Source organism: Achromobacter sp. LC458 (genome assembly GCF_001005835.2).
Taxonomy (GTDB): Bacteria; Pseudomonadota; Gammaproteobacteria; order Burkholderiales; family Burkholderiaceae_B; genus Achromobacter; species Achromobacter spanius_B.
The window spans coordinates 170939-189964 of the sequence record NZ_LBHW02000007.1 but is presented as its reverse complement, the minus strand read 5'-3'; the positions used below and the strand labels follow the sequence as shown (position 1 = coordinate 189964).

At 62.9% G+C, this 19026-nt stretch carries 18 protein-coding genes; 9 read left to right on the top strand and 9 right to left on the bottom strand.

All coding sequences use genetic code 11. The annotated features are described in order from the left end of the window. Positions 1-255 precede the first annotated feature (255 nt). Positions 256-852: an alpha/beta hydrolase gene (locus tag YH64_RS08665; RefSeq protein ID WP_046806325.1), complete on the bottom strand. Its 597-nt coding sequence runs from the start codon at positions 850-852 to the stop codon at positions 256-258. Between the two features lie 371 nt (positions 853-1223). Between YH64_RS08665 and YH64_RS08660 the strand changes: the two genes are divergently transcribed. Next, positions 1224-2351, top strand: a complete 1128-nt coding sequence (locus YH64_RS08660) for a branched-chain amino acid ABC transporter substrate-binding protein (RefSeq protein ID WP_046806307.1) — start codon at positions 1224-1226, stop codon at positions 2349-2351. Between the two features lie 167 nt (positions 2352-2518). Here YH64_RS08660 and YH64_RS08655 read toward each other — a convergent pair whose 3' ends face one another. The 4 genes from YH64_RS08655 to ugpB all read right to left on the bottom strand — a co-directional run bounded on the left by YH64_RS08655 (position 2519) and on the right by ugpB (position 6924). After that, positions 2519-3607, bottom strand: coding sequence for a sn-glycerol-3-phosphate import ATP-binding protein UgpC (locus YH64_RS08655; protein ID WP_046806306.1), 1089 nt, complete (start codon positions 3605-3607; stop codon positions 2519-2521). Between the two features lie 49 nt (positions 3608-3656). Continuing rightward, the gene (ugpE, locus tag YH64_RS08650) at positions 3657-4508 is read right to left on the bottom strand and encodes a sn-glycerol-3-phosphate ABC transporter permease UgpE (protein WP_046806305.1); all 852 of its coding nucleotides are present in this window, start codon (positions 4506-4508) and stop codon (positions 3657-3659) included. 21 nt (positions 4509-4529) lie between these two features. Then, entirely contained in the window at positions 4530-5411 is an 882-nt protein-coding gene (ugpA, locus tag YH64_RS08645; RefSeq protein WP_046806304.1) for a sn-glycerol-3-phosphate ABC transporter permease UgpA, read from the bottom strand. Between the two features lie 199 nt (positions 5412-5610). Next, a complete protein-coding gene (gene ugpB / locus YH64_RS08640) occupies positions 5611-6924 on the bottom strand; it encodes a sn-glycerol-3-phosphate ABC transporter substrate-binding protein UgpB (protein ID WP_046806303.1) in 1314 nt (437 codons plus the stop codon). A 193-nt stretch (positions 6925-7117) separates the two neighbouring features. On the opposite strand from ugpB, the gene proC reads away from it, so the two are divergent. From proC to YH64_RS08605, 7 genes are all read left to right on the top strand, one after another. After that, positions 7118-7951 (top strand): pyrroline-5-carboxylate reductase, encoded by an 834-nt coding sequence (gene proC, locus YH64_RS08635; RefSeq protein WP_046806302.1) that lies wholly within the window; start codon positions 7118-7120, stop codon positions 7949-7951. After that, entirely contained in the window at positions 7948-8502 is a 555-nt protein-coding gene (locus YH64_RS08630) for a queuosine precursor transporter (RefSeq protein ID WP_046806301.1), read from the top strand. The genes proC and YH64_RS08630 overlap by 4 nt, the downstream gene beginning before the upstream one ends. Positions 8503-8976: 474 nt before the next feature. Continuing rightward, positions 8977-10092 carry a high-affinity branched-chain amino acid ABC transporter substrate-binding protein gene (locus YH64_RS08625; protein ID WP_046806300.1) on the top strand — a complete coding sequence of 372 codons (1116 nt, stop codon included), beginning with the start codon at positions 8977-8979 and terminating at the stop codon, positions 10090-10092. A 190-nt stretch (positions 10093-10282) separates the two neighbouring features. Then, a complete protein-coding gene (livH, locus tag YH64_RS08620) occupies positions 10283-11209 on the top strand; it encodes a high-affinity branched-chain amino acid ABC transporter permease LivH (protein WP_006222168.1) in 927 nt (308 codons plus the stop codon). Beyond that, entirely contained in the window at positions 11209-12444 is a 1236-nt protein-coding gene (locus tag YH64_RS08615) for a high-affinity branched-chain amino acid ABC transporter permease LivM (protein ID WP_046806299.1), read from the top strand. The genes livH and YH64_RS08615 overlap by 1 nt, the downstream gene beginning before the upstream one ends. Next, positions 12441-13208, top strand: coding sequence for a high-affinity branched-chain amino acid ABC transporter ATP-binding protein LivG (gene livG / locus YH64_RS08610; RefSeq protein ID WP_046806298.1), 768 nt, complete (start codon positions 12441-12443; stop codon positions 13206-13208). The genes YH64_RS08615 and livG overlap by 4 nt, the downstream gene beginning before the upstream one ends. Then, positions 13208-13909, top strand: coding sequence for an ABC transporter ATP-binding protein (locus YH64_RS08605; protein WP_046806297.1), 702 nt, complete (start codon positions 13208-13210; stop codon positions 13907-13909). Before livG ends, YH64_RS08605 begins: the two co-directional genes overlap by 1 nt. A gap of 76 nt (positions 13910-13985) precedes the next feature. Here YH64_RS08605 and YH64_RS08600 read toward each other — a convergent pair whose 3' ends face one another. The 3 genes from YH64_RS08600 to YH64_RS08590 are packed head-to-tail and all read right to left on the bottom strand — an operon-like array spanning position 13986 to position 17199. Further along, a complete protein-coding gene (locus tag YH64_RS08600) occupies positions 13986-14729 on the bottom strand; it encodes an aspartate/glutamate racemase family protein (RefSeq protein WP_046806296.1) in 744 nt (247 codons plus the stop codon). Position 14730: 1 nt separating this feature from the next. Further along, the gene (locus tag YH64_RS08595; protein ID WP_046806295.1) at positions 14731-16212 is read right to left on the bottom strand and encodes an amidohydrolase family protein; all 1482 of its coding nucleotides are present in this window, start codon (positions 16210-16212) and stop codon (positions 14731-14733) included. A gap of 6 nt (positions 16213-16218) precedes the next feature. Beyond that, positions 16219-17199, bottom strand: a complete 981-nt coding sequence (locus YH64_RS08590; RefSeq protein ID WP_046806294.1) for a tripartite tricarboxylate transporter substrate binding protein — start codon at positions 17197-17199, stop codon at positions 16219-16221. Between the two features lie 120 nt (positions 17200-17319). On the opposite strand from YH64_RS08590, the gene YH64_RS08585 reads away from it, so the two are divergent. Then, complete coding sequence (locus YH64_RS08585) at positions 17320-18270, top strand: LysR family transcriptional regulator (protein WP_046806293.1); 951 nt, start codon at positions 17320-17322, stop codon at positions 18268-18270. A 110-nt stretch (positions 18271-18380) separates the two neighbouring features. On the opposite strand, the gene YH64_RS08580 is transcribed toward YH64_RS08585, so the two are convergent. After that, positions 18381-18995 (bottom strand): glutathione S-transferase family protein, encoded by a 615-nt coding sequence (locus YH64_RS08580; RefSeq protein WP_046806292.1) that lies wholly within the window; start codon positions 18993-18995, stop codon positions 18381-18383. Positions 18996-19026: the final 31 nt, after the last annotated feature.

Below are 19026 nucleotides of genomic sequence, written 5' to 3'. Positions count from 1 at the left end.
AATTCGCTTCCATTTGGCTGACCCGACGCTTAACGGGCGCTAGCATATCAAGCACATGTAACTAGCCTTGGGCAAGATTAATCAAAACGATTCAGGCTTGTACAAACGTCCGAGCAGTTTTGTCATTAATCGCATAATTTGCAATAGTGACTGCACAATTGCCGATCTTCGGTCAAATGCTTGAAAGGCTGCGGCAGTGTAACGGATGCCGAAAGGAGCCGCTTGGCTCGACGTAAATAAACGTAACGGCATAAATCAAAATATCCCACACGCCGGCACCGGCGGGATTCTCTTCGCCGGCGTCGGGATCCTCCAGGACGCCCGGCGTCTCAGCGCCCCAAAAATCTTCAACCCCTGCGGCCATTCCTCCAGCCCGCTTTCCGCGTTGATATGCCCCGCACCCGAAAGCACCACGACCCGGCTGCCCCAATCCTCGGCAAACTTGCGCGCGCGTTCCAATCGGCAGTACGGGTCGTCGTCGCTGGCCACAACCACGCTTTGAAAGGGCAGGGGTTGGCGGGGGATAGGTGCGAAGGCGCGCAGGCAGGCGGGGGCGTCGGGGCGTTCGACGTCGGCCGGGGCGACCAGCAGCGCGCCGGCGACTTTGGCGCGCAGGGGGATGGGCAGGGAGGCGCTGATCAGGCAGCCCAGGCTGTGCGCGACCAGCAGGACGGGGCTGCGCGCGCGGTCGACTTCGGCGGCCAGCGTGGACACCCATTCGGCGGGCAACGGGTTTTCCCAGTCGCGTTGTTCGATGCGCACGGCGTGGGGCAGCGTGGCTGCCCAGCGGGATTGCCAGTGCTCGGGTCCGGAGTTTTTCCATCCGGGGACGATGATCGGTTGGAGTCTCATGGCGGCCATCTTGCCGCGCGGCGCTTGTAACTCAAACGAATAAATCGTCTTTTGCATATACCGCACCGGGTATAAGGCCAGGCCAGCCCGGAATGCGGCCTGCCTGTCCGACGTCGCCCTACCGGAAGGCAGCCCTTCCTATCAAACGTAGCCCGGGCTGAAGCCGGCGCCGCGTATCGAAGAAGGCTTTGCACGATGCGGCACCACCGCGCCCGGACCCCGCCGGAAGTCGGGCCGGATGGGCATAAAAGCCGCATTTTTTCGGTGTATGCTTGCCGTGCAAAAGCACCGTGGCGGGGCGTGAACTTATTGGTATCCGGCGTCCGCCCGCTACGAAAACCAATGATTAAAGCGATTAAAGGAGTCCACTCATGAAGCCAGTATTTCGTCTGACCCCGGTCATCGCGGCGCTGGGAGTCGCCGCTGGCCTGACGTTTGCCGCGGGAGCGCACGCGCAAACCATCAAGATCGGCGTGGTCGGCCCCACCACGGGCGCCGTTACGCAATATGGCGACATGGTCCGCGAAGGGGTGGATACCGCCATTGAACGCATCAACGCCGCAGGCGGCGTCAACGGCAAGAAGCTGGAAGCCGTGGTGATCGACGACGGCTGCGAGCCCAAGCAAGGCCCGGTTGCCGCGAACCGCGTCGTGAACAGCAAGATCGGTTTCGTGGTGGGCCACGTGTGCTCGGGCGCGACCATCGCTGCCGCTGATATCTATAACAACGAAGGCGTGGTCATGGTGACGCCGTCGGCCACGGCGCCCGCGGTCACTGACGGCAAGAACTACGAGTTCATCTTCCGCACCATCGGCCGCGATGACCAGCAAGGTCCCGCCGCCGCCAAGTTCGTGCTGGAAAAGATCAAACCGAAGAAGGCCGCCGTGCTGCACGACAAGCAGTCGTATGGCCAGGGCATCGCCACCGCCGTCAAGAACGACCTGGAAAAGGGCGGCGTGCCCGTCGCGATTTTCGAAGGCGTCAATGCCGGCGACAGCGACTACTCGGCTGTCATCACCAAGCTCAAGGCCCAAGGCGTGGACTTCGTCTACTACGGCGGCTACCACCCCGAAATGGGGCTGTTGCTGCGCCAGGCCGCCGAGCAAGGCGTGAAGGCCAAGTGGATGGGGCCGGAAGGCGCGGGCAACCCGGACATCAACGCCATTGCCGGCGATGCCGTCGAAGGCATGTTGCTGACCCTGCCGGCCGACTTCACCCAGAACGCCGCCAACGCAGACATCGTCAAGGCGTTTGAAGCCAAGAAGCGCAACGCGGGTGGCGCGTTCCAGATGACGGCTTACACGGCCACCCAGGTCATTGCCGACGGCATCAAGGGCGCCGGTAGCGACGACCCGACCAAGGTTGCCAAGTACCTGCACGCCAATTCCTTCGACACGCCGATCGGCAAGGTGTCGTGGAACAAGCAGGGCGACCTGACGAACTTCCAGTTCGAGGTCTTCACCTGGCACAAGGACGGTTCCAAGACCGTCTATAAGTAATGCCCGGCAAGTAATACCGGGAAGTCATGCGCCGGCGGGCGCAAGCCCGCCGCTGCATAAGAAAACGGACCGCAAGCCATAAGGTGTGCGGTCCGTTTTTTTATTGCTGGGCAGGCGGGGGAACGCGGCGGCCGAATGGCCGGCCGGGGGCGCGCCCGCCGATAGGCTTACAGCCCCTGTACGCGGCGACCGGTGTCGGCTTCGAACCAGTGCAGCGGGTGGCGGCCGTCCGGGCCGACGTTGACGCGGTTGCCCACCTTGGCGGACGACTCCGACAATTGGCGCGTCGTGCAGCGCACGACCAGCGTGGTCTTGCCGCAGCGGCAGTGCACCAGCTGTTCCGAACCCAGCGTCTCGACCATTTCAACTTCGGCCGGCACGCCTTGCGTGTTCAGCAGCATGTGCTCCGGACGCATGCCCATGATGATCTTGCGGCCGCGCACTTGCGAGGGCACTTGCAGCGGCGAGATTTCCAGCGGCGTGCCGTCGGCCGTCTGCACGGTACCGTCGCCTGCCACCTGTACTTCCATCAAGTTCATCGGGGGCGAGCCGATGAAGCCGGCCACGAACGTCGAGGCGGGCTTTTCGAACACTTCCATCGGCGTGCCGATCTGCTCGGGCACGCCTTGGTACATGACGATCATGCGGTGCGCCAAGGTCATGGCTTCGACCTGATCGTGCGTCACGTACAGGCTGGTCGTGCCCAGGCGGCGGTGCAGCTTCATGATTTCAAGGCGCATCGCCACGCGCAGCTTGGCATCCAGGTTCGACAACGGTTCGTCAAACAGGAAGACCTTGGGCTCACGCACGATGGCGCGGCCCATGGCCACGCGTTGGCGCTGGCCGCCGGACAGCGCGCGCGGGCGGCGGTCCAGCAGGTGGCCCAGTTCAAGAATCTGCGCGGCGATGTCAACGCGCTTCTTGATCTCGTCCTTGGAGAACTTGCGGATCTTCAAGCCATAGGCCATGTTTTCAAACACGGTCATGTGCGGGTAGAGCGCGTAGTTCTGGAACACCATCGCGATGTCGCGTTCGGCGGGTTCCAGGTTGTTGACGACCTTGTCGTCGATGACGATGTCGCCGCTGGTCACGGTTTCCAGGCCGGCCACCATGCGCATCAGCGTGGATTTGCCGCAGCCGGACGGGCCGACGATGACGATGAATTCGCCGTCTTTGACATCCATGTCGATGCCATGGATGACCGGCACATTACCGGCATAGGTTTTCTTGACGTTACGGAAGCTGAGAGTAGCCATGTTTATTCGTGTTCGGAGTCGTGTTCGGGTAGGCGAGGGCGGGCAAGCGTCACTTTTCAGTGTCGACCAGACCCTTAACGAACCATTTCTGCATCAGGATGACGACGAGCGCCGGCGGAATCATGGCCAGCATGGCGGTGGCCATGGTGATGTTCCATTCGGTCACGCTGTCGCCGCCGCTGATCATCCGCTTGATGCCGATGACGACGGGGTACATGTCTTCCTGCGTGGTGATGAGCAGCGGCCACAGGTATTGGTTCCAGCCGTAGATGAACTGGATCACGAAGAGGGCGGCGATGCTGGTCTTGGACAGCGGCAGCAGGACGTCGAAGAAGAACCGCACGGGGCCCGCGCCGTCGATGCGCGCGGCTTCGATGAGCTCGTCCGGCACCGTCAGGAAGAACTGGCGGAACAGGAAAGTGGCGGTGGCCGAGGCGATCAGCGGCAACGTCAGACCGGCGTAGCTATTGAGCAGCCCCAGGTCTGCCACCACTTTGTAGGTGGGCGCGATCCGGACTTCGACGGGCAGCATCAGCGTGACGAAGATCATCCAGAAAAAGAACATGCGGCCGGGGAAGCGGAAGTACACGACCGCGAAAGCCGACAGCAGCGAGATCGCGATCTTGCCGATGGAAATCGACAACGCCATGATCAGGCTGACGTACATCATGCGGCCGACGGGCGCACCCGACGAACCGCCGGACGAGCCGCCGAACAGCGCCTGCATGTAGTTATCGACAAAGTGCGGGCCGGGAATCAGCGACATCGGCGCTTGCGCCACTTCCTGAGCAGTCTGCGTGGACGCGACGAAAGTGATGTAAAGCGGAAATGCCACCATCGCCACGCCGCAGAGCAGAATGAAGTGGGCCAGAATATCCAGCCAGGGACGGCGTTCAACCATTGTTATTAGCCTCGAACAAAATCAATACTGCACTTTGCGATCGACGTAGCGGAACTGTACGACCGTCAAGGCAACCACAATGAACATCAAGATGACCGACTGGGCAGCGGACGAACCCAGGTCCAGGCCACGGAAACCGTCGCTGTACACCTTGTAGACCAGGATCGAGGTCGACGTGCCGGGACCGCCCTGCGTCGTGGTGTCCACAACGGCGAAGGTGTCGAAGAAGGCATAGATGATGTTGACCACCAGCAGGAAGAACGTGGTGGGCGACAGCAGCGGGAACACGATGCTCCAGAAGCGGCGCGCCGGGCTGGCGCCGTCGATCGCGGCGGCTTCGATGAGCGAGCGCGGAATCGATTGCAGGCCTGCCAGGAAGAACAGGAAGTTGTACGAGATCTGCTTCCAGACGGCGGCGACAAGCACCAGCATCATGGCCTGGTTGCCGTCCAGGCGCGGGTTCCAGTCCACGCCGGACTTGCGCAGCGCGACAGCCAGAATGCCCACGGAAGGCGAAAACATGAACAGCCACAGCACGCCGACCACGGCGGGCGCCACGGCGTAAGGCCAGATCAGAAGGGTCTTGTAGAGCCCCGCGCCGCGGATCACGCGGTCGGCCATGACGGCCAGCAGCAAGGACACGCCCAGACCGACAACGGCCACCAGCACCGAGAACACGGCGGTGACACGGAAGGAATCAAGGTAGGCCTGTTGCGAGAACAGTTCCATGAAGTTGTCGAGGCCGACGAACTCGGACGACAAACCGAAGGCGTCTTCCAACCGCATGGACTGCCACATGGCTTGTCCGGCGGGCAGGAAAAAGAAGACCACGGTAATGATCAGCTGCGGCAGAAGCAGCAGATAGGGCAGGGTCTTATGCCCGAATACAACGCGTTTTTCCATAGGGGGTACCCAAGGTACAGAAAAGCGGCGGTTGGATTAACCGCCGCTTGAAACCGCTTTCATAAAAATACGATAGGCTTAAAGCCCTAAAAAAACCAGGGCTTTAAGCCTTGCGCTCGTATCCGGATTGGCCGTTAAGTCATTGTCACGCTTGAGAAATGCGCGAAGGCAATCGACTGACGGAATCCCGGAAAGGGCGCTACTTTACACTCTTCTCGAACTTTTCCAGCAACTCGTTGCCGCGCTTGACGATGTTCTCGGCACCGTCCTTGGCCGCAACCTTGCCGGACACGATGCGTTCGATTTCAGCGTCTTCGATTTCGCGGATCTGCGGCAGGAAGCCCAGGCGCAAACCACGCGATTGCGCGGTGGTTTCAACGTTCAGCTGCTTGACGCCAACTTCGGTACCCGGGTTCTTTTCATAGAAACCGTCTTTCTTGGTCAGTTCGTAGGCGGCCTTGGTGACCGGCACGTAGCCGGTCTGCTGGTGCCAGCGAGCGGCGATTTCCGGGCTGGCCAGGAACTTGAAGAACGCGGTCACGCCCTTGTAGGTTTCCGGCTTCTTGTTGGCGAAGACCCACAGCGAAGCGCCGCCGATGATGGTGTTCTGCGGGGCGCCTTGCACGTCGGCGTAGTAGGGCACGGTGGAGGTGCCGAATTCGAACTTGGCGTTCTTGGCGATGTTGGCGCGCAGGCCCGACGAACCGGTGATCATGGCGCACTTGCCGCTGATGAACAGCGAGTTCGGCTCGTCGCCGCGACCGCCATACATGAAGATGCCTTCCTTGCCCAGCTTGGCCAGGTTTTCCAGATGGCGCACGTGCAGCGGGGTGTTGATCGCGATGCGGGCGTCCAGGCCACCGAAACCGTTGTCCTTGGTGGCGTACGGCACGTTATGCCAGGCCGAGAACGTTTCCAGCTGAACCCACGACGGCCACGACGTGGTGTAGCCACATTCCTGGCCGGCGGCCTTGAGCTTCTGACCGGCGGCGGCCAGCTCTTCCCAGGTCTTGGGCGGCTTGTCGGCGTCCAGGCCGGCCTTCTTGAAGGCGTCCTTGTTGTAGTAGAAGACAACGGTCGAGCTGTTGAAGGGCATCGACACCAGCTTGCCGTCGGCCGACGAGTAGTAGCCGGCCACGGCGCCGATGAATTCCTTCGGATCGATCGGGTTGCCGACTTCTTCCGACATCTGTTGGACCGGCTTGATGGCGCCCTTGGCGTACATCATCGTGGCGGTGCCGACTTCGAACACTTGGAGGATGTCCGGCGCATTGCCGGCGCGGAACGCGGCGATGCCGGCATTCATGGATTCGCCGTAGTTGCCCTTGTAGATCGCCTTGACCTGGTAGTCAGGGTTCTTCTTGTTGAACTCGTCAACCAGACCGTTGACGCGGTCGCCCAGGGCGCCTTCCATCGAGTGCCAGAACTGGATCTCGGTGGCGGCATGCGCGGACGCGCCCGCGAACGCAGCCATGACGGCGGCGAAGGTTAAAGCAATACGGTGTGATCGCATGGTGAAGTTCCTCCTGATGGGCGTGTTGTGACCGGGTAGTCCGGACACGGAAAACACGACACCTTATGAATTGTTTGTGACAAAACCGTGACTTTCACATCACTCCAAACGCCTGTCAAATTGCGCGTTTCAGGCGCGAACGAACATTTTCTTTTTTTTCCCCAACGTAGTTGACCGATTACAATGCTGCGCTATGAAAAACGAACTTTCGATTGCGTTCATTGGCGGCGGCAATATGGCGGCCGCTTTGGCCTCCGGTCTGGCCGGCAAAGTATGCCCCGCCGGGAACATCCATGTCATTGACATTAATAAGGATAGCCACGCAGCGTGGCAGGCGCGCGGCATGACCACCTCGGTGGCTCCCGACGAGGCCCTGGCGCGGTGCCGCGTTTGGGTGTTCGCGGTCAAGCCACAGAACATGAAAGATGTTGTGGCTTCCACACGTCAGTGGCTTCGGGACGACACCTTGGTGGTAAGCGTTGCCGCCGGCATTCGCGCCGACACCCTGGCCGGCTGGCTCGGCACGCCCGACGCGCCGTTCAAGCGGCTGGTGCGCTGCATGCCCAATACGCCCGCGCTGGTGGGCGCCGGCATGACGGGCCTGGCCGCGCTGGACGGCGTGGGTGAGGCCGACCGCGAACTGGCTGCGCAGTTGCTGTCCAGCGTGGGGCATGTGGTGTGGGTGGCCGACGACGCCGCGCTGGACGGCGTGACCGCGTTGTCGGGCAGCGGGCCGGCCTATGTGTTCCTGTTCCTGGAAGCGCTGGTGTCCGGCGGGTTGAAGGTCGGTCTGACCGAAGCCCAAGCCAAGCAGTTGGCCTTGGGCACGCTGGCCGGCGCTACCAAGCTCGCGGCGGAATCTGACGAACCCTTATCCGTGCTGCGCGAGCGCGTCACGTCCAAGGGCGGTACCACGGCGGCGGCGCTGGCGGCATTCGGCGCGGCCGGGTTTACCGGCATCGTTGAAGACGCCATGGCCGCCGCGGCCCGCCGGTCGGGCGAGCTGGCAGAGGAATTTGGGAAATGATCAAGGCAAGCCGGGGCTTTCCCGCCATGAGCCGCACGCAATTCGGCATCGCCGTGTTGTGCATGCTGCTGGTGGTGGTGGGCTCCAACATTCTGGTGCAGGTGCCGCTTAACGATTGGTTGACGTGGGGCGGGCTGTCGTACCCCATCGCCTTCCTGGTGACCGACGTACTGAACCGCCGTTTTGGCCCGGGCGCCGCGCGGCGCGTGGTCTGGTTCGGCTTTGCGGCCGCATTGGTGGTGTCGTTCTGGGTGGCGTCGCCGCGCATTGCGCTGGCGTCCGGCCTGGCTTACATCTGCGCGCAGCTGGTTGACATCCAGGTGTTTGACCGCCTGCGCGACCAACGCTGGTGGCGTGCGCCGCTGGTGTCGGGCGTGTTGGGCGCCATTCTGGATACGGTGGTGTTCTTCAGCGTGGCGTTCGCCGCCACGGGTGCGCCCTGGACGACCTGGCTGATGGGCGATCTGGCCATCAAGCTCGTGGTCAATATCAGCATGTTGGCGCCGTTCCGTGCACTGATGTGGAACCTGGCCAGGCCCGCCAACGCCTGAAGGTAACGGGTCCGGACCGCAACGTCGGTTCGCCGTGCCAAAAAAAGCGCGTATGGACAGCGGTTTCTCCGCTTGCCATACGCGCTTTTTTATTAACCGGATAATCATTATTCGTAAGTCCGGCGTAAGCAGTGTATTTAAATGCGAGACCGCCCGTAATTCGAACGCTGTATTAATGATTATTCATATATCCGCGGGTGGCAGCGGTGGCGCGAAGCAGCCCCCATCCCGCCTGTAAATTCCGCGATTTTCCCAGCGATTTCATGGGCTTGCAAAACTGATCCGTCACGATTAAACGTTTGGCGCTAAATATTGGGGATTACACGCAGTGACAGTATGGCGGCTTGCTTCCAGAATACCGCCCACACCGTGTTTTTGCCCAAGAAGCCGGCGACGCGCGATACGGATTGCGGGGTATCCACCCGACTAACCGTTTCGATCAGAGCCGCTCAAAACCTCGCTGGAGAACTCCGCATGAAGTTTCTGAATCGCCTTACCCCGGTTGCCATGGCGCTTGGGGCACTTGCCTTGGCTGGCGCCGCGCACGCCGCCGACACGATCAAGATTGGCATTCCCCAGCCTATGACCGGCCCCAACACCCAATACGGTGACCAGATCCAGGCCGGCGCCCTGACCGCCATTGAAACCATCAACGCCAAGGGCGGGGTCAAGGGCAAGAAGCTTGAACCCATCCTGATCGACGACGGTTGCGAACCCAAGCAGGCCGTTCCGGCCGCCAACCGCGTGGTCAACTCCGGCGCCAAGTTCGCCGTGGCCCACGCTTGCTCGGGCGTGACCGTGGCCGCCGTGAAGGTCTACGAGGAAGAGGGCATTGTCGGCATCACCCCGGGCGCCACGTCGCCGCTGGTTACCGACACCATCAAGCCGCATTTCTTCTTCCGCACGATCGGCCGCGACGACCAGCAAGGCCCGTACGCCGCCGCGTACATCGCCAAGACGCTGAAGCCGCAAAAGGTTGCCGTGCTGCACGACAAGCAGACGTACGGCTCGGGCGTGGCCACGCAAGTGAAGGACGCGCTGGCCAAGCAGAACGTCAACGTGGCGATGTTCGAAGGCATCAACGTTGGCGACAGCGATTACTCGGCCATCATCACCAAACTGAAGTCGGCGGGGGTGGACCTGGTCTACTTCGGCGGCTACCACCCCGAACTGGGCCTGCTGCTGCGCCAATCGCGGGAACAGGGCCTGAAGGTTCAGTTCATGGGTCCGGAAGGCACCGCCAACCAGGATCTGGTGGCCATTGCCGGCCCGGCCATCGAGGGCCTCTTGGTCACGCTGCCGGCTGACTTCACCAAGCTGCCCGGCAACGAAAGCATCGTCAAGGCCTTCAAGGACGCCAAGCGCGATCCGGACGGCGCCTTCCAGATGCCCGCGTACGCCGCCGTGCAGATCCTGGCCGACAGCATCAACGCCGTGGGCGAAGATCCCGCCAAGGTCGCGGACTACATGCACAAGACCACGTTCAATACCGGCATCGGCAAGGTCGAATACGACGCCAAGGGCGATTTGAAGAACTTCGAATTCGCCGTCTACAAGTGGGACAAGGACGGAAAGAAGACCCAGCTGTAAACTCGCGATCCCGCCGGCACGGTGCCGGCGTGTAGGGCCTGTCGTCTTCGTTGTGCCGTAATCCGCGTAGCGATGCGCCAAAAGCGCTGTGCGGCCGGCAAGCGGTGACCACAGGCCCTTATGAAATACGCCCAGGTTTCCGGCTCCGGGTCTTCTCACCGGGGCCGGAACCATTTGGAGCAAGAGAATAATGTCTGACCTCATACCCCAACTTACCCAGCAATTCTTCAACGGATTGTCTCTGGGCGCGATCTACGCGTTGATCGCCATCGGCTACACAATGGTCTACGGCATCATCGGTATGATCAACTTCGCCCACGGCGAAATCTATATGATCGGCGCCTATGTCGGCCTGGTCACCTTGACGTCCATCGGCACCAATAGCGGGCTGCCGGTGCCGTTCATCATTGCCGCCATGCTGCTTGTGGCCATTACCGTGACCGGCATCTACGGCTTCTCGGTCGAACGCGTGGCGTACCGCCCCGTACGAGGCAGCCCCCGCCTGGTGGCGCTGATCTCGGCAATCGGGATGTCGATCTTCCTGCAGAACTGGGTGGCCCTGGGCCAAGGCGCGCGCGACATGGCCGTGCCCTCGCTGGTATCCGGCGCCGTGCAGTTCCACATGGGATCCGACTTCGACGTGACGGTGCCGTATTCGCGCATCATGATCATCGTCGTGACGGTGGTGCTGATGGTCGGCCTGACGCTGTTCATCAAGTATTCGCGCATGGGCCGCGCTTCGCGCGCCTGCTCGCAAGACATGCACATGGCCAACCTGCTGGGCATCGACACCAACCGCGTGATCTCGTTCACGTTCGTGATGGGCGCGATCCTGGCGGCGGTGGGTGGTGTGCTGATCGCCATCACCATCGGCAAGCTCAACCCGTTCATCGGCTTTCTGGCCGGCATCAAGGCCTTTACGGCGGCCGTGCTGGGCGGCATCGGCAGCATCCCCGGCGCGATGCTGGGCGGCGTGCTGCTGGGCCTGGCCGAGACCTTCGCGGCTGCCTATATCTCGTCACAGTACAAGGACATCGTGGCGTTTTCGCTGCTGGTCCTGATTCTGTTGTTCCGTCCCACCGGGCTGTTGGGCAAACCTGAGGTGGAAAAAGTCTGATGTCCAAAAACAATATTAAAAACGCCACGATGGCGGCCGTGCTGACGGCGGTCATCGTGACTCCGGTGTTTGGCCTGCAACTGATTCGTCAGGGTGCGCGCACGTCGATGGAATCGCACTGGGGCCTGGTGGCCCTTGCCGCGGCCGTGGTGTTTGTGTTCCAGATGCTGCGCCCGTGGATCGCCATTCCGTTCCAGAAGCTCAAGACGGGCCTGCCGACACTGCCGTCGGCGCCCGCCAAGAGCCACAAGGGGCTGGCGCTGTTGCTGCTTGCCATCGCGGTCATCTGGCCATTCTTCGCGGGACGCAGCTCGGTCGACATCGCGACCCTGGTGCTGATCTACGTGATGTTGGGCCTGGGCCTGAACATCGTGGTGGGCTTTGCGGGGCTGCTGGATCTGGGCTTCGTGGGCTTTTATGCCGTGGGCGCGTACACCTACGCCTTGCTGTATCACTGGGGCGGCTGGAGCTTCTGGGAAGCGCTGCCGTTCTCGGGCGCGATGGCGGCCTTGTTCGGCTTCGTGCTGGGCTTTCCGGTGCTGCGGTTGCGGGGCGATTACCTGGCCATCGTGACGCTGGGTTTCGGTGAAATGATCCGCCTGCTGCTCATCAACCTGAACACGCTGACCGGCGGCCCGGACGGCATTTCCGGCATTCCGAAGCCCACGGTGTTCGGCCTGGAAATGACGCGTCGCGCCAGCACCGAAGGCGGCACCACGTTCCACGACTTTTTCGGCCTGACGTTCCAGAACCAGCACATGGTCATCTATCTGTACATGATGGCGTTGCTGCTGGCCCTGGTTACGTTGTTCGTTTCCACGCGTTTGATCCGCATGCCGGTCGGACGCGCCTGGGAAGCGCTGCGCGAAGACGAGATCGCGTGCCGCTCGCTGGGGCTCAACCCCACGCGCATCAAGCTGTCTGCCTTCACGCTGGGCGCGACGTTCGCCGGTTTTGGCGGGGCGTTTTTCGCCGCTCGCCAGGGCATGGTGAACCCCGAATCCTTCACCTTCATCGAATCCGCGTTGATCCTGGCCATTGTGGTGCTGGGCGGCATGGGCTCGCAGGTGGGTGTGATTCTGGCGGCCATCCTGCTGACCGTGCTGCCCGAGCTGGCGCGCGAGTTCGCCGAGTACCGGATGCTGATGTTCGGCTTGGTGATGGTGTTGATGATGATGTGGCGTCCGCAGGGGTTGTTGCCCATGAAGCGTCCCCACGTGGAGCTGTCTAAATGAGCGAGGCATTGCTGAAAGTATCCGGGCTCACCATGCGGTTCGGCGGCCTGTTGGCCGTGGACAGCGTGGGGTTCGAAGTCCAATCCGACGAGGTCTTCGCCATCATCGGCCCCAACGGGGCCGGCAAGACCACCGTGTTCAACTGCGTGGGCGGCTTCTATGCGCCCACGGCCGGCGACATCATCATGGACGGCAAGCCAATCACCGGTTTGCCCAGCCACAAGGTGGCGCGCCATGGCCTGGTGCGCACGTTTCAGAACGTGCGCCTGTTCAAGCAGCTGACCGTGCTGGAAAACCTGCTGGTGGCGCAGCACACGCAGGTGGAATCGCGGCTGCTGCCGGGCTTGTTGAAGCTCAAGGGCTATCGACAGTCGGAAGCCGAAGCGCTGTCGCGCGCGGCGCAGTGGCTGGATTTCATGGGTTTGCGCGAATTCGCCAACCGCGAAGCGGGCAACCTGGCCTATGGCCACCAGCGCCGTCTGGAAATCGCGCGCTGCATGATCACCAAGCCGCGTTTGCTGATGCTGGACGAACCGGCAGCCGGCCTGAACCCGCAGGAAAAGCGCGATCTGCAATCGCTGATCGACCAGCTGCGCCGCGAGTTCGGCGTGGCGGTGCTGCTGATCGAGCACGACATGAGCCTGATCATGGGCATTTCCGACCGTATCCTGGTCATGGAACACGGCAAGCCGATCACCACCGGCACCCCCGAGCAGGTGCGCAACGACGAGCGCGTCATCAAAGCGTACCTGGGGGAGGAATGATGCTTAAGCTGGAAAACATACACACCTTTTACGGGGCCATCCAGGCGTTGAACGGCGTGTCGGTAGAGGTCAACAAGGGCGAAATCGTCACCTTGATCGGCGCTAACGGTGCCGGCAAGACGACGCTGTTGATGACGGTCTGCGGCAACCCGCGCGCGCGTGAAGGCAAGATCACGTTCGAAGGAGAGGACATCACCCACAAGGACACGCACCACATCATGCGCAATGGCATCGCCATTTCGCCTGAAGGCCGACGCGTGTTCAAGGACCTGACCGTTGCTGAAAACCTGATGATGGGCGGCTTTTTTTCCAAGCGCGCTGAAATCGAAGAGGGCATCGATCACGTCTACGGCCTGTTCCCGCGTTTGAAAGAGCGTTCGGCCCAGCGCGCGGGGCTGATGTCGGGCGGCGAGCAGCAGATGCTGGCGATCGGCCGCGCCTTGATGACGCGCCCGCGCCTGCTGCTGCTGGACGAGCCCACGCTGGGGCTCGCGCCGCTGGTGATTGCGCAGATTTTCGACATCATCCGCGAAATCCGCGAGCAGGGCGTGACGGTATTCCTGGTGGAGCAGAACGCGAACAAGGCGCTGGGCGTGGCCGATCGCGGTTATGTGCTTGAAAACGGCCGCGTCGTGTTGCAAGACACGGGCGCCAATTTGCTGGTCAACGATCAAGTCCGCAAGGCGTACCTGGGCGGATAAGAACCGCGTTGACACATTCCCCGCGAAGGGAAATTCGGGCGCATCGAAAGATGCGCTTTTTTTCCGCCCGTTTCGGTCAGGCCGCGATCAGCTGCTTGGCCAGATCCGCTTCGTAGTGCGCGATGGCGGCGCGCGCCAAGGCGTCGATGGAGTCCGTCAGCGTCACGCCCAGACTGGCGCGCAGCGCGTGCGGCACGGCCAGCGGCAGTTCAGTGCACCCCAGCACCACGGCGTCGGTGCCGCGCGCTTTCAGGCGGGCAATGCATTCCGCGGCGGGCGCGAACGCGTCTTCCAGGCGGTTGCCTTTGACGGCGCGAATCGAACCCATGCAATAGCGTTCGACCTCGTCGTCATCCGGCACGATGCACTCGTAGCCTTGCGCCAGCAGGTGCTTCTGGTACAAGCCCAGCTTCAACGTAGCAGCCGTGCCCATCAGGCCGATACGCCCGCCCGGCAAGCCCAGGCGGCGCAGGTCGTCAATGACGGCCTGGATGATGTGCAGCACCGGTACGCCGGTGGCGGCCGCGATGTCGTGGTACCAGAGATGCGCCGTGTTGCAGGGGATGGCGATCAGTTGCGCGCCCGCCTGTTCCAGAAAGCGCACGCCTTCGACCATATGGGGCAGGGGGCTTTCGCCGCCGGCCATGTAGGCGCTGGACCGGTCGGGAATGCGGGGATCGTTGCGCAGCAGCGTGGGGATGTGCTGCTGGTCAATCGCGGCGGGCGTCAGCGCCGCCAGGCGTAGGGCAAAGGCCGCGCCGGCCATGGGACCCATACCGCCCAATACACCCAGGTAGCATCCCTGGGAAAACGTCTTCACTTTATACACTCCGGGCTAAGGCATCACCGGGCATCAAAACCTGTCCCGGGCGTTGCGTGGTGGTCCGTTCCCCATCCCACACCTGGCGGCCATTGACCCACACCGCGTGGATGCCCTGGCTTGCCTGAATGGGAGCTGAAAAAGTGGCCACATCCGTTACCGTGGCAGGATCGAACAGCACCAGGTCAGCATGATACCCCTGGCGCAGCAGACCGCGTTCGGCGATGCCATATTGGTCAGCCGCCAGACCGGTCATCTTGTGGATGGCGGCTTCCAGCGACAGTAGCTGCTGTTCGCGCACCATCGTGCGCAGCACATTGGTAAAGGTGCCCCATTGGCGAGGGTGCGGGTGCGGATCGAACGGCAGGCCGTCCGAACCGACCATCGTCAGCGGATGCGCAAAAATGCGGTTGACGTCGGCTGGGTCCATCAAAAAGTAGATGGCGCCAGCGGGAGCCAGGCGCGCCACGGCGGCCTCATCGTCCAGGCCCAGCTCTTGCATGACGTCGCTGAAGTCGCGGCCCGTGGCGTCGGGGTAGCCTTTGGACCACGTGATCATCGTACGGCTGGCCAGCCGCGCGCGGTCCAGGCGCAGCATCGTGGACGTGGCGGGGTAGGGATGGCAGTCCAGGCAAACGGGCTGAATGGCGGCGGCGCGGTTGATCAGGTCCAGCGTTTCGCGCGTGCGGCCATGGTTGCGTTCGCCGGCCAGCTTGTGGTGCGAGAAGACCACGCGGCAGTCCAGTTCACGGCCGATCAGCAGCGCCTCTTGCATGGCGGGCACGATATGGTCGGCCTCGTCGCGCAGGTGGGTGGCGTACAGGCCGCGCCGGCCCGCGTTTTGCGCGGGAAGCAAAGGCCGGCACACGTCGATGATTTCGTCGGTGGGCGCGGCGCTGGCGGGCGGGTAGAACGTTCCCGTCGACACGCCGAAGGCGCCCGCGTCCAGCGCTTCTTGCAGCAGCGCCCGCATGGCGGCGCGCTCAGCGTCGTCGGCGGGGCGCGAGGTGTCGTCCATGACGGCCACGCGCAAGGTGGTGTGGCCCACCAGCGCAATGACGTTCACGGCGGCGGGCGTGTCGCGCAAGGCGTCCATCCACGCGCGAAACGTACCAAAGCGGAACAGCTCGGGCGGCCCCAGCAGGTCCAGCGGTTGGGGAATGCTGTCGCATTCCAACGGCGCCAGGCTGATGCCGCAGTTGCCGGTCACCACCGTGGTGATGCCCTGCGACACCTTGGGCAGCATGTCGGGGTGCGCCAGCAGGTAGCCGTCATCGTGGGTGTGGGAATCGATGAAGCCGGGCGCCAGCACCTGGCCCCGGCCATCGATGACCGGCACCCCCGCAGGGTGGGCAAAACTGCCCACGGCCACGATGCGTTTGCCCAGCACGGCCACGTCGCCCTGGCGGGCGGGCGCGCCCGAACCGTCGATAAGCGTGGCGCCGGCCACGATGAAGTCTGCCTGCAAGGTGTGCTGCGTCATGAAGGCTTAGTCCAGTTTCTCGATGCCGGCAGTGTCGATGATCTTCTGCCACTTGGCGGTTTCACGGTCGATCAACTGCTTGAACTCTTCCGGCGAGCCCGTGGCCGGTTCGGCGCCCAGCGTGGCCAGGCCGGTGCGCACGTCGGGTGCGGCCAGGGCTTTCTGGATGGCGGCGTTCAGCTTGGTAACGACGTCGGCCGGCGTGCCCTTGGGCGCGACCACGCCGCCCCAGGCCACCGTTTCATAGCCCTTCAGGCCGGATTCGTCCAGCGTGGGCACATCAGGCATCAGCGCCAGGCGCTTCAGGCTGCTGACGCCGATGGCTCGCACCTTGCCGCTCTTGACCAGCGGTGCGGCTTCGGACGTGTTGACGAACAGGTAGTCCAGGCGACCGCCCAGCAAGTCCTGAATGGCGGCGGGGCCGCCGTTGTACGGGATGAACATGACGTCCAGCTTGGCCATGCTCTTGAACAGTTCGCCGCCCATGTGGCCGGTGGTGCCCACGCCCGACGCGCCATACGACAAGCGGCCCGGTTCCTTGCGCGCGCGGTCGATCAGGTCTTGCACGCTTTTGACGGGCGATTCGGCTGGCACGATCAGCGCGTTGTACAGGTCGAACATATGCGCGACCGGCGTCAGGTCCTGGTCGACGTCGTAGGGCAGGCGCTTGAACAGCGAGCGGTTAACCGCCAGCGTGTTGATGTTGCCGTAGCCCACCGTGTAGCCGTCCGGGGCGGCGCGCTTGACCAGCGCAATGCCGATGTTGCCGGCCGCGCCAGGACGGTTTTCGATCACCATCGTGGCGCCGGTGTCCTTGGCGATCTGGGTGGTGATCAGGCGCGACAGCACATCGGGCGAACCGCCGGCGGCGGACGGCACGACGAACGTGATGGGCTTGTCGGGATAGCCGTTGGCGGCCGATGCGGTGGCCACCAGTGTGGCGCTGACGGCCAGCGCGGACAGGCTGCGGATAAATTGACGATGCATGGTGGTATTCCCCTTGTTTTGTTGTGGTGACGGGCGCAGATTACACCCGCGTTGCGGCGCTGCATCATCGAAAAATGTGGCAATCCTATAATCCGCCGTTATCGATAAGGGGAAGAAAAAATGGATGCGGACGGCTATGCGGACGAGGTCGGACCCAGCGCGGGACGGCCGTTGAACCTGCGTCAGATCGAGGTCTTCCGGGCGATCATGATGGCCGGCTCGATCAGCGGCGCGGGCCGCATGCTGCATGTGTCGCAGCCGGCCGTCAGCCGCGTGCTGGCGCTGACGGAAAGCCGGCTGGGCTATCGCTTGTTTGAACGCGTCAAAAGCCGCCTGTCGCCCACGGCTGAAGCGCGCCGGCTGTATGCGGAAGTAGAGCAGGTGTATGGCGGCATCCAGCGCGTGAACGACCTTGCCGCCAGCCTGGGCCAATCCGGCGCTGGCATGTTGAAGATCGTGGCCAGCGCCAGCTTTGGGCAGCGGCTGATTCCGATGGCGCTTGAGCGCTTTCGCGGCCGGAATGCGGACGCCCGGGTGGACTACCGCAGCGTGACGTTCGACGAACTGGCGGCGTACTTTTTGTCGGGCCAGGCGGACATCGGCATTTCCATGCAGCCGCCCGATCATCCCAATTTGACGTCGGTCCGGCTGGCGCGTGTTCCCGTGGTGTGCGTGATGCCCGCCGCGCATCCGCTGGCCAGCCACAACGTGGTGCATCCCGAGGATTTTTCATCCGCCGCGTGGATCGGCTATCCGCGCGACACGCCGCTGGGCCGTGCGCTGGTCACTTTTTTTGGCGCAGGGCCACGCCATGCCGCCGCCATAGAAGTGCATTCGCCGGTGACGGCGTGTTCGTTCGTACAGCAGGGGTTGGGGCCGGCGCTGGTGGACGCGTGGTGCGTATCGCCGGAGCAGTCCGCGCACATGGTGCTGCGGCCGATCGCACCCGAGGCCAGCGTTGAAATCTGGGCCACGCATTCGAACCTGAGCGCGCCGCCGCTGCTGGCGCGCAGGTTTTTGGCGGCGGTGAAAAAGACGCTGGAGCTGGAAAGCGCCGCCGACACGCAGTGAATGCGTCCGTTGTCGGCGGGTTCAGAGCAAGCGCGGAGTGTTTCCGGCGCGGTGCGGGGCTCGCAGGGCGCGGTACGCAGGACGCCGGACGCAAGACCGCGGACTTGGGATTACGCCAGCCCTTCGGCCTTCAATGCGGCCTGGACGCCCTTGTCGGCTTCCATGCGCTTTTCAAACGCCGCCAGATTGTCCTGGCCGGCCAGGTCGATTTCCTTGGCGCGCGCCCAGCGCAGCACCACGTACAGATAGGCATCGGCGATGGAAGGCGCGTCGCCCGCCAGATACGGCTTGCCGGCCAATTGTGCGTCCAGCTGCGCGAACAGCTTGGTCAGCAGCTTGGACGCCGAACTCGCCAGCTCTTTCTGCGCGGCTTCATCGCCCAAGAAGCGAGACGCGCCAAAGATCATCGAGAAGGTCTTGTGGATGTCGGAATTGATGAAGCCCAGCCAACGGCGGACATCGGCGCGCGAGCGCGCGCTGCCGTCGCCCAGCAACTTGGCCTGCGGGGCCTGCTCGGCGATGTATTCCAGGATGGCTACGTTCTGCGTAAGGGTCCAGTCACCGTCGCTCAATGCGGGCACGGCGCCAAGCGGATTCACCTTCAGAAAGTCGGGCCCCTTGAGCGCTTCGCGGCTCAATTGATGCGTTTCATAGGGCTTGCCCACCCACTCCAGAACAATATGGGAAGCGAGCGAACACGCGCCGGGCATGTAGTAAAGTTTCATGTGATCGGGTCTCCTGAACGAAAGAACGGGC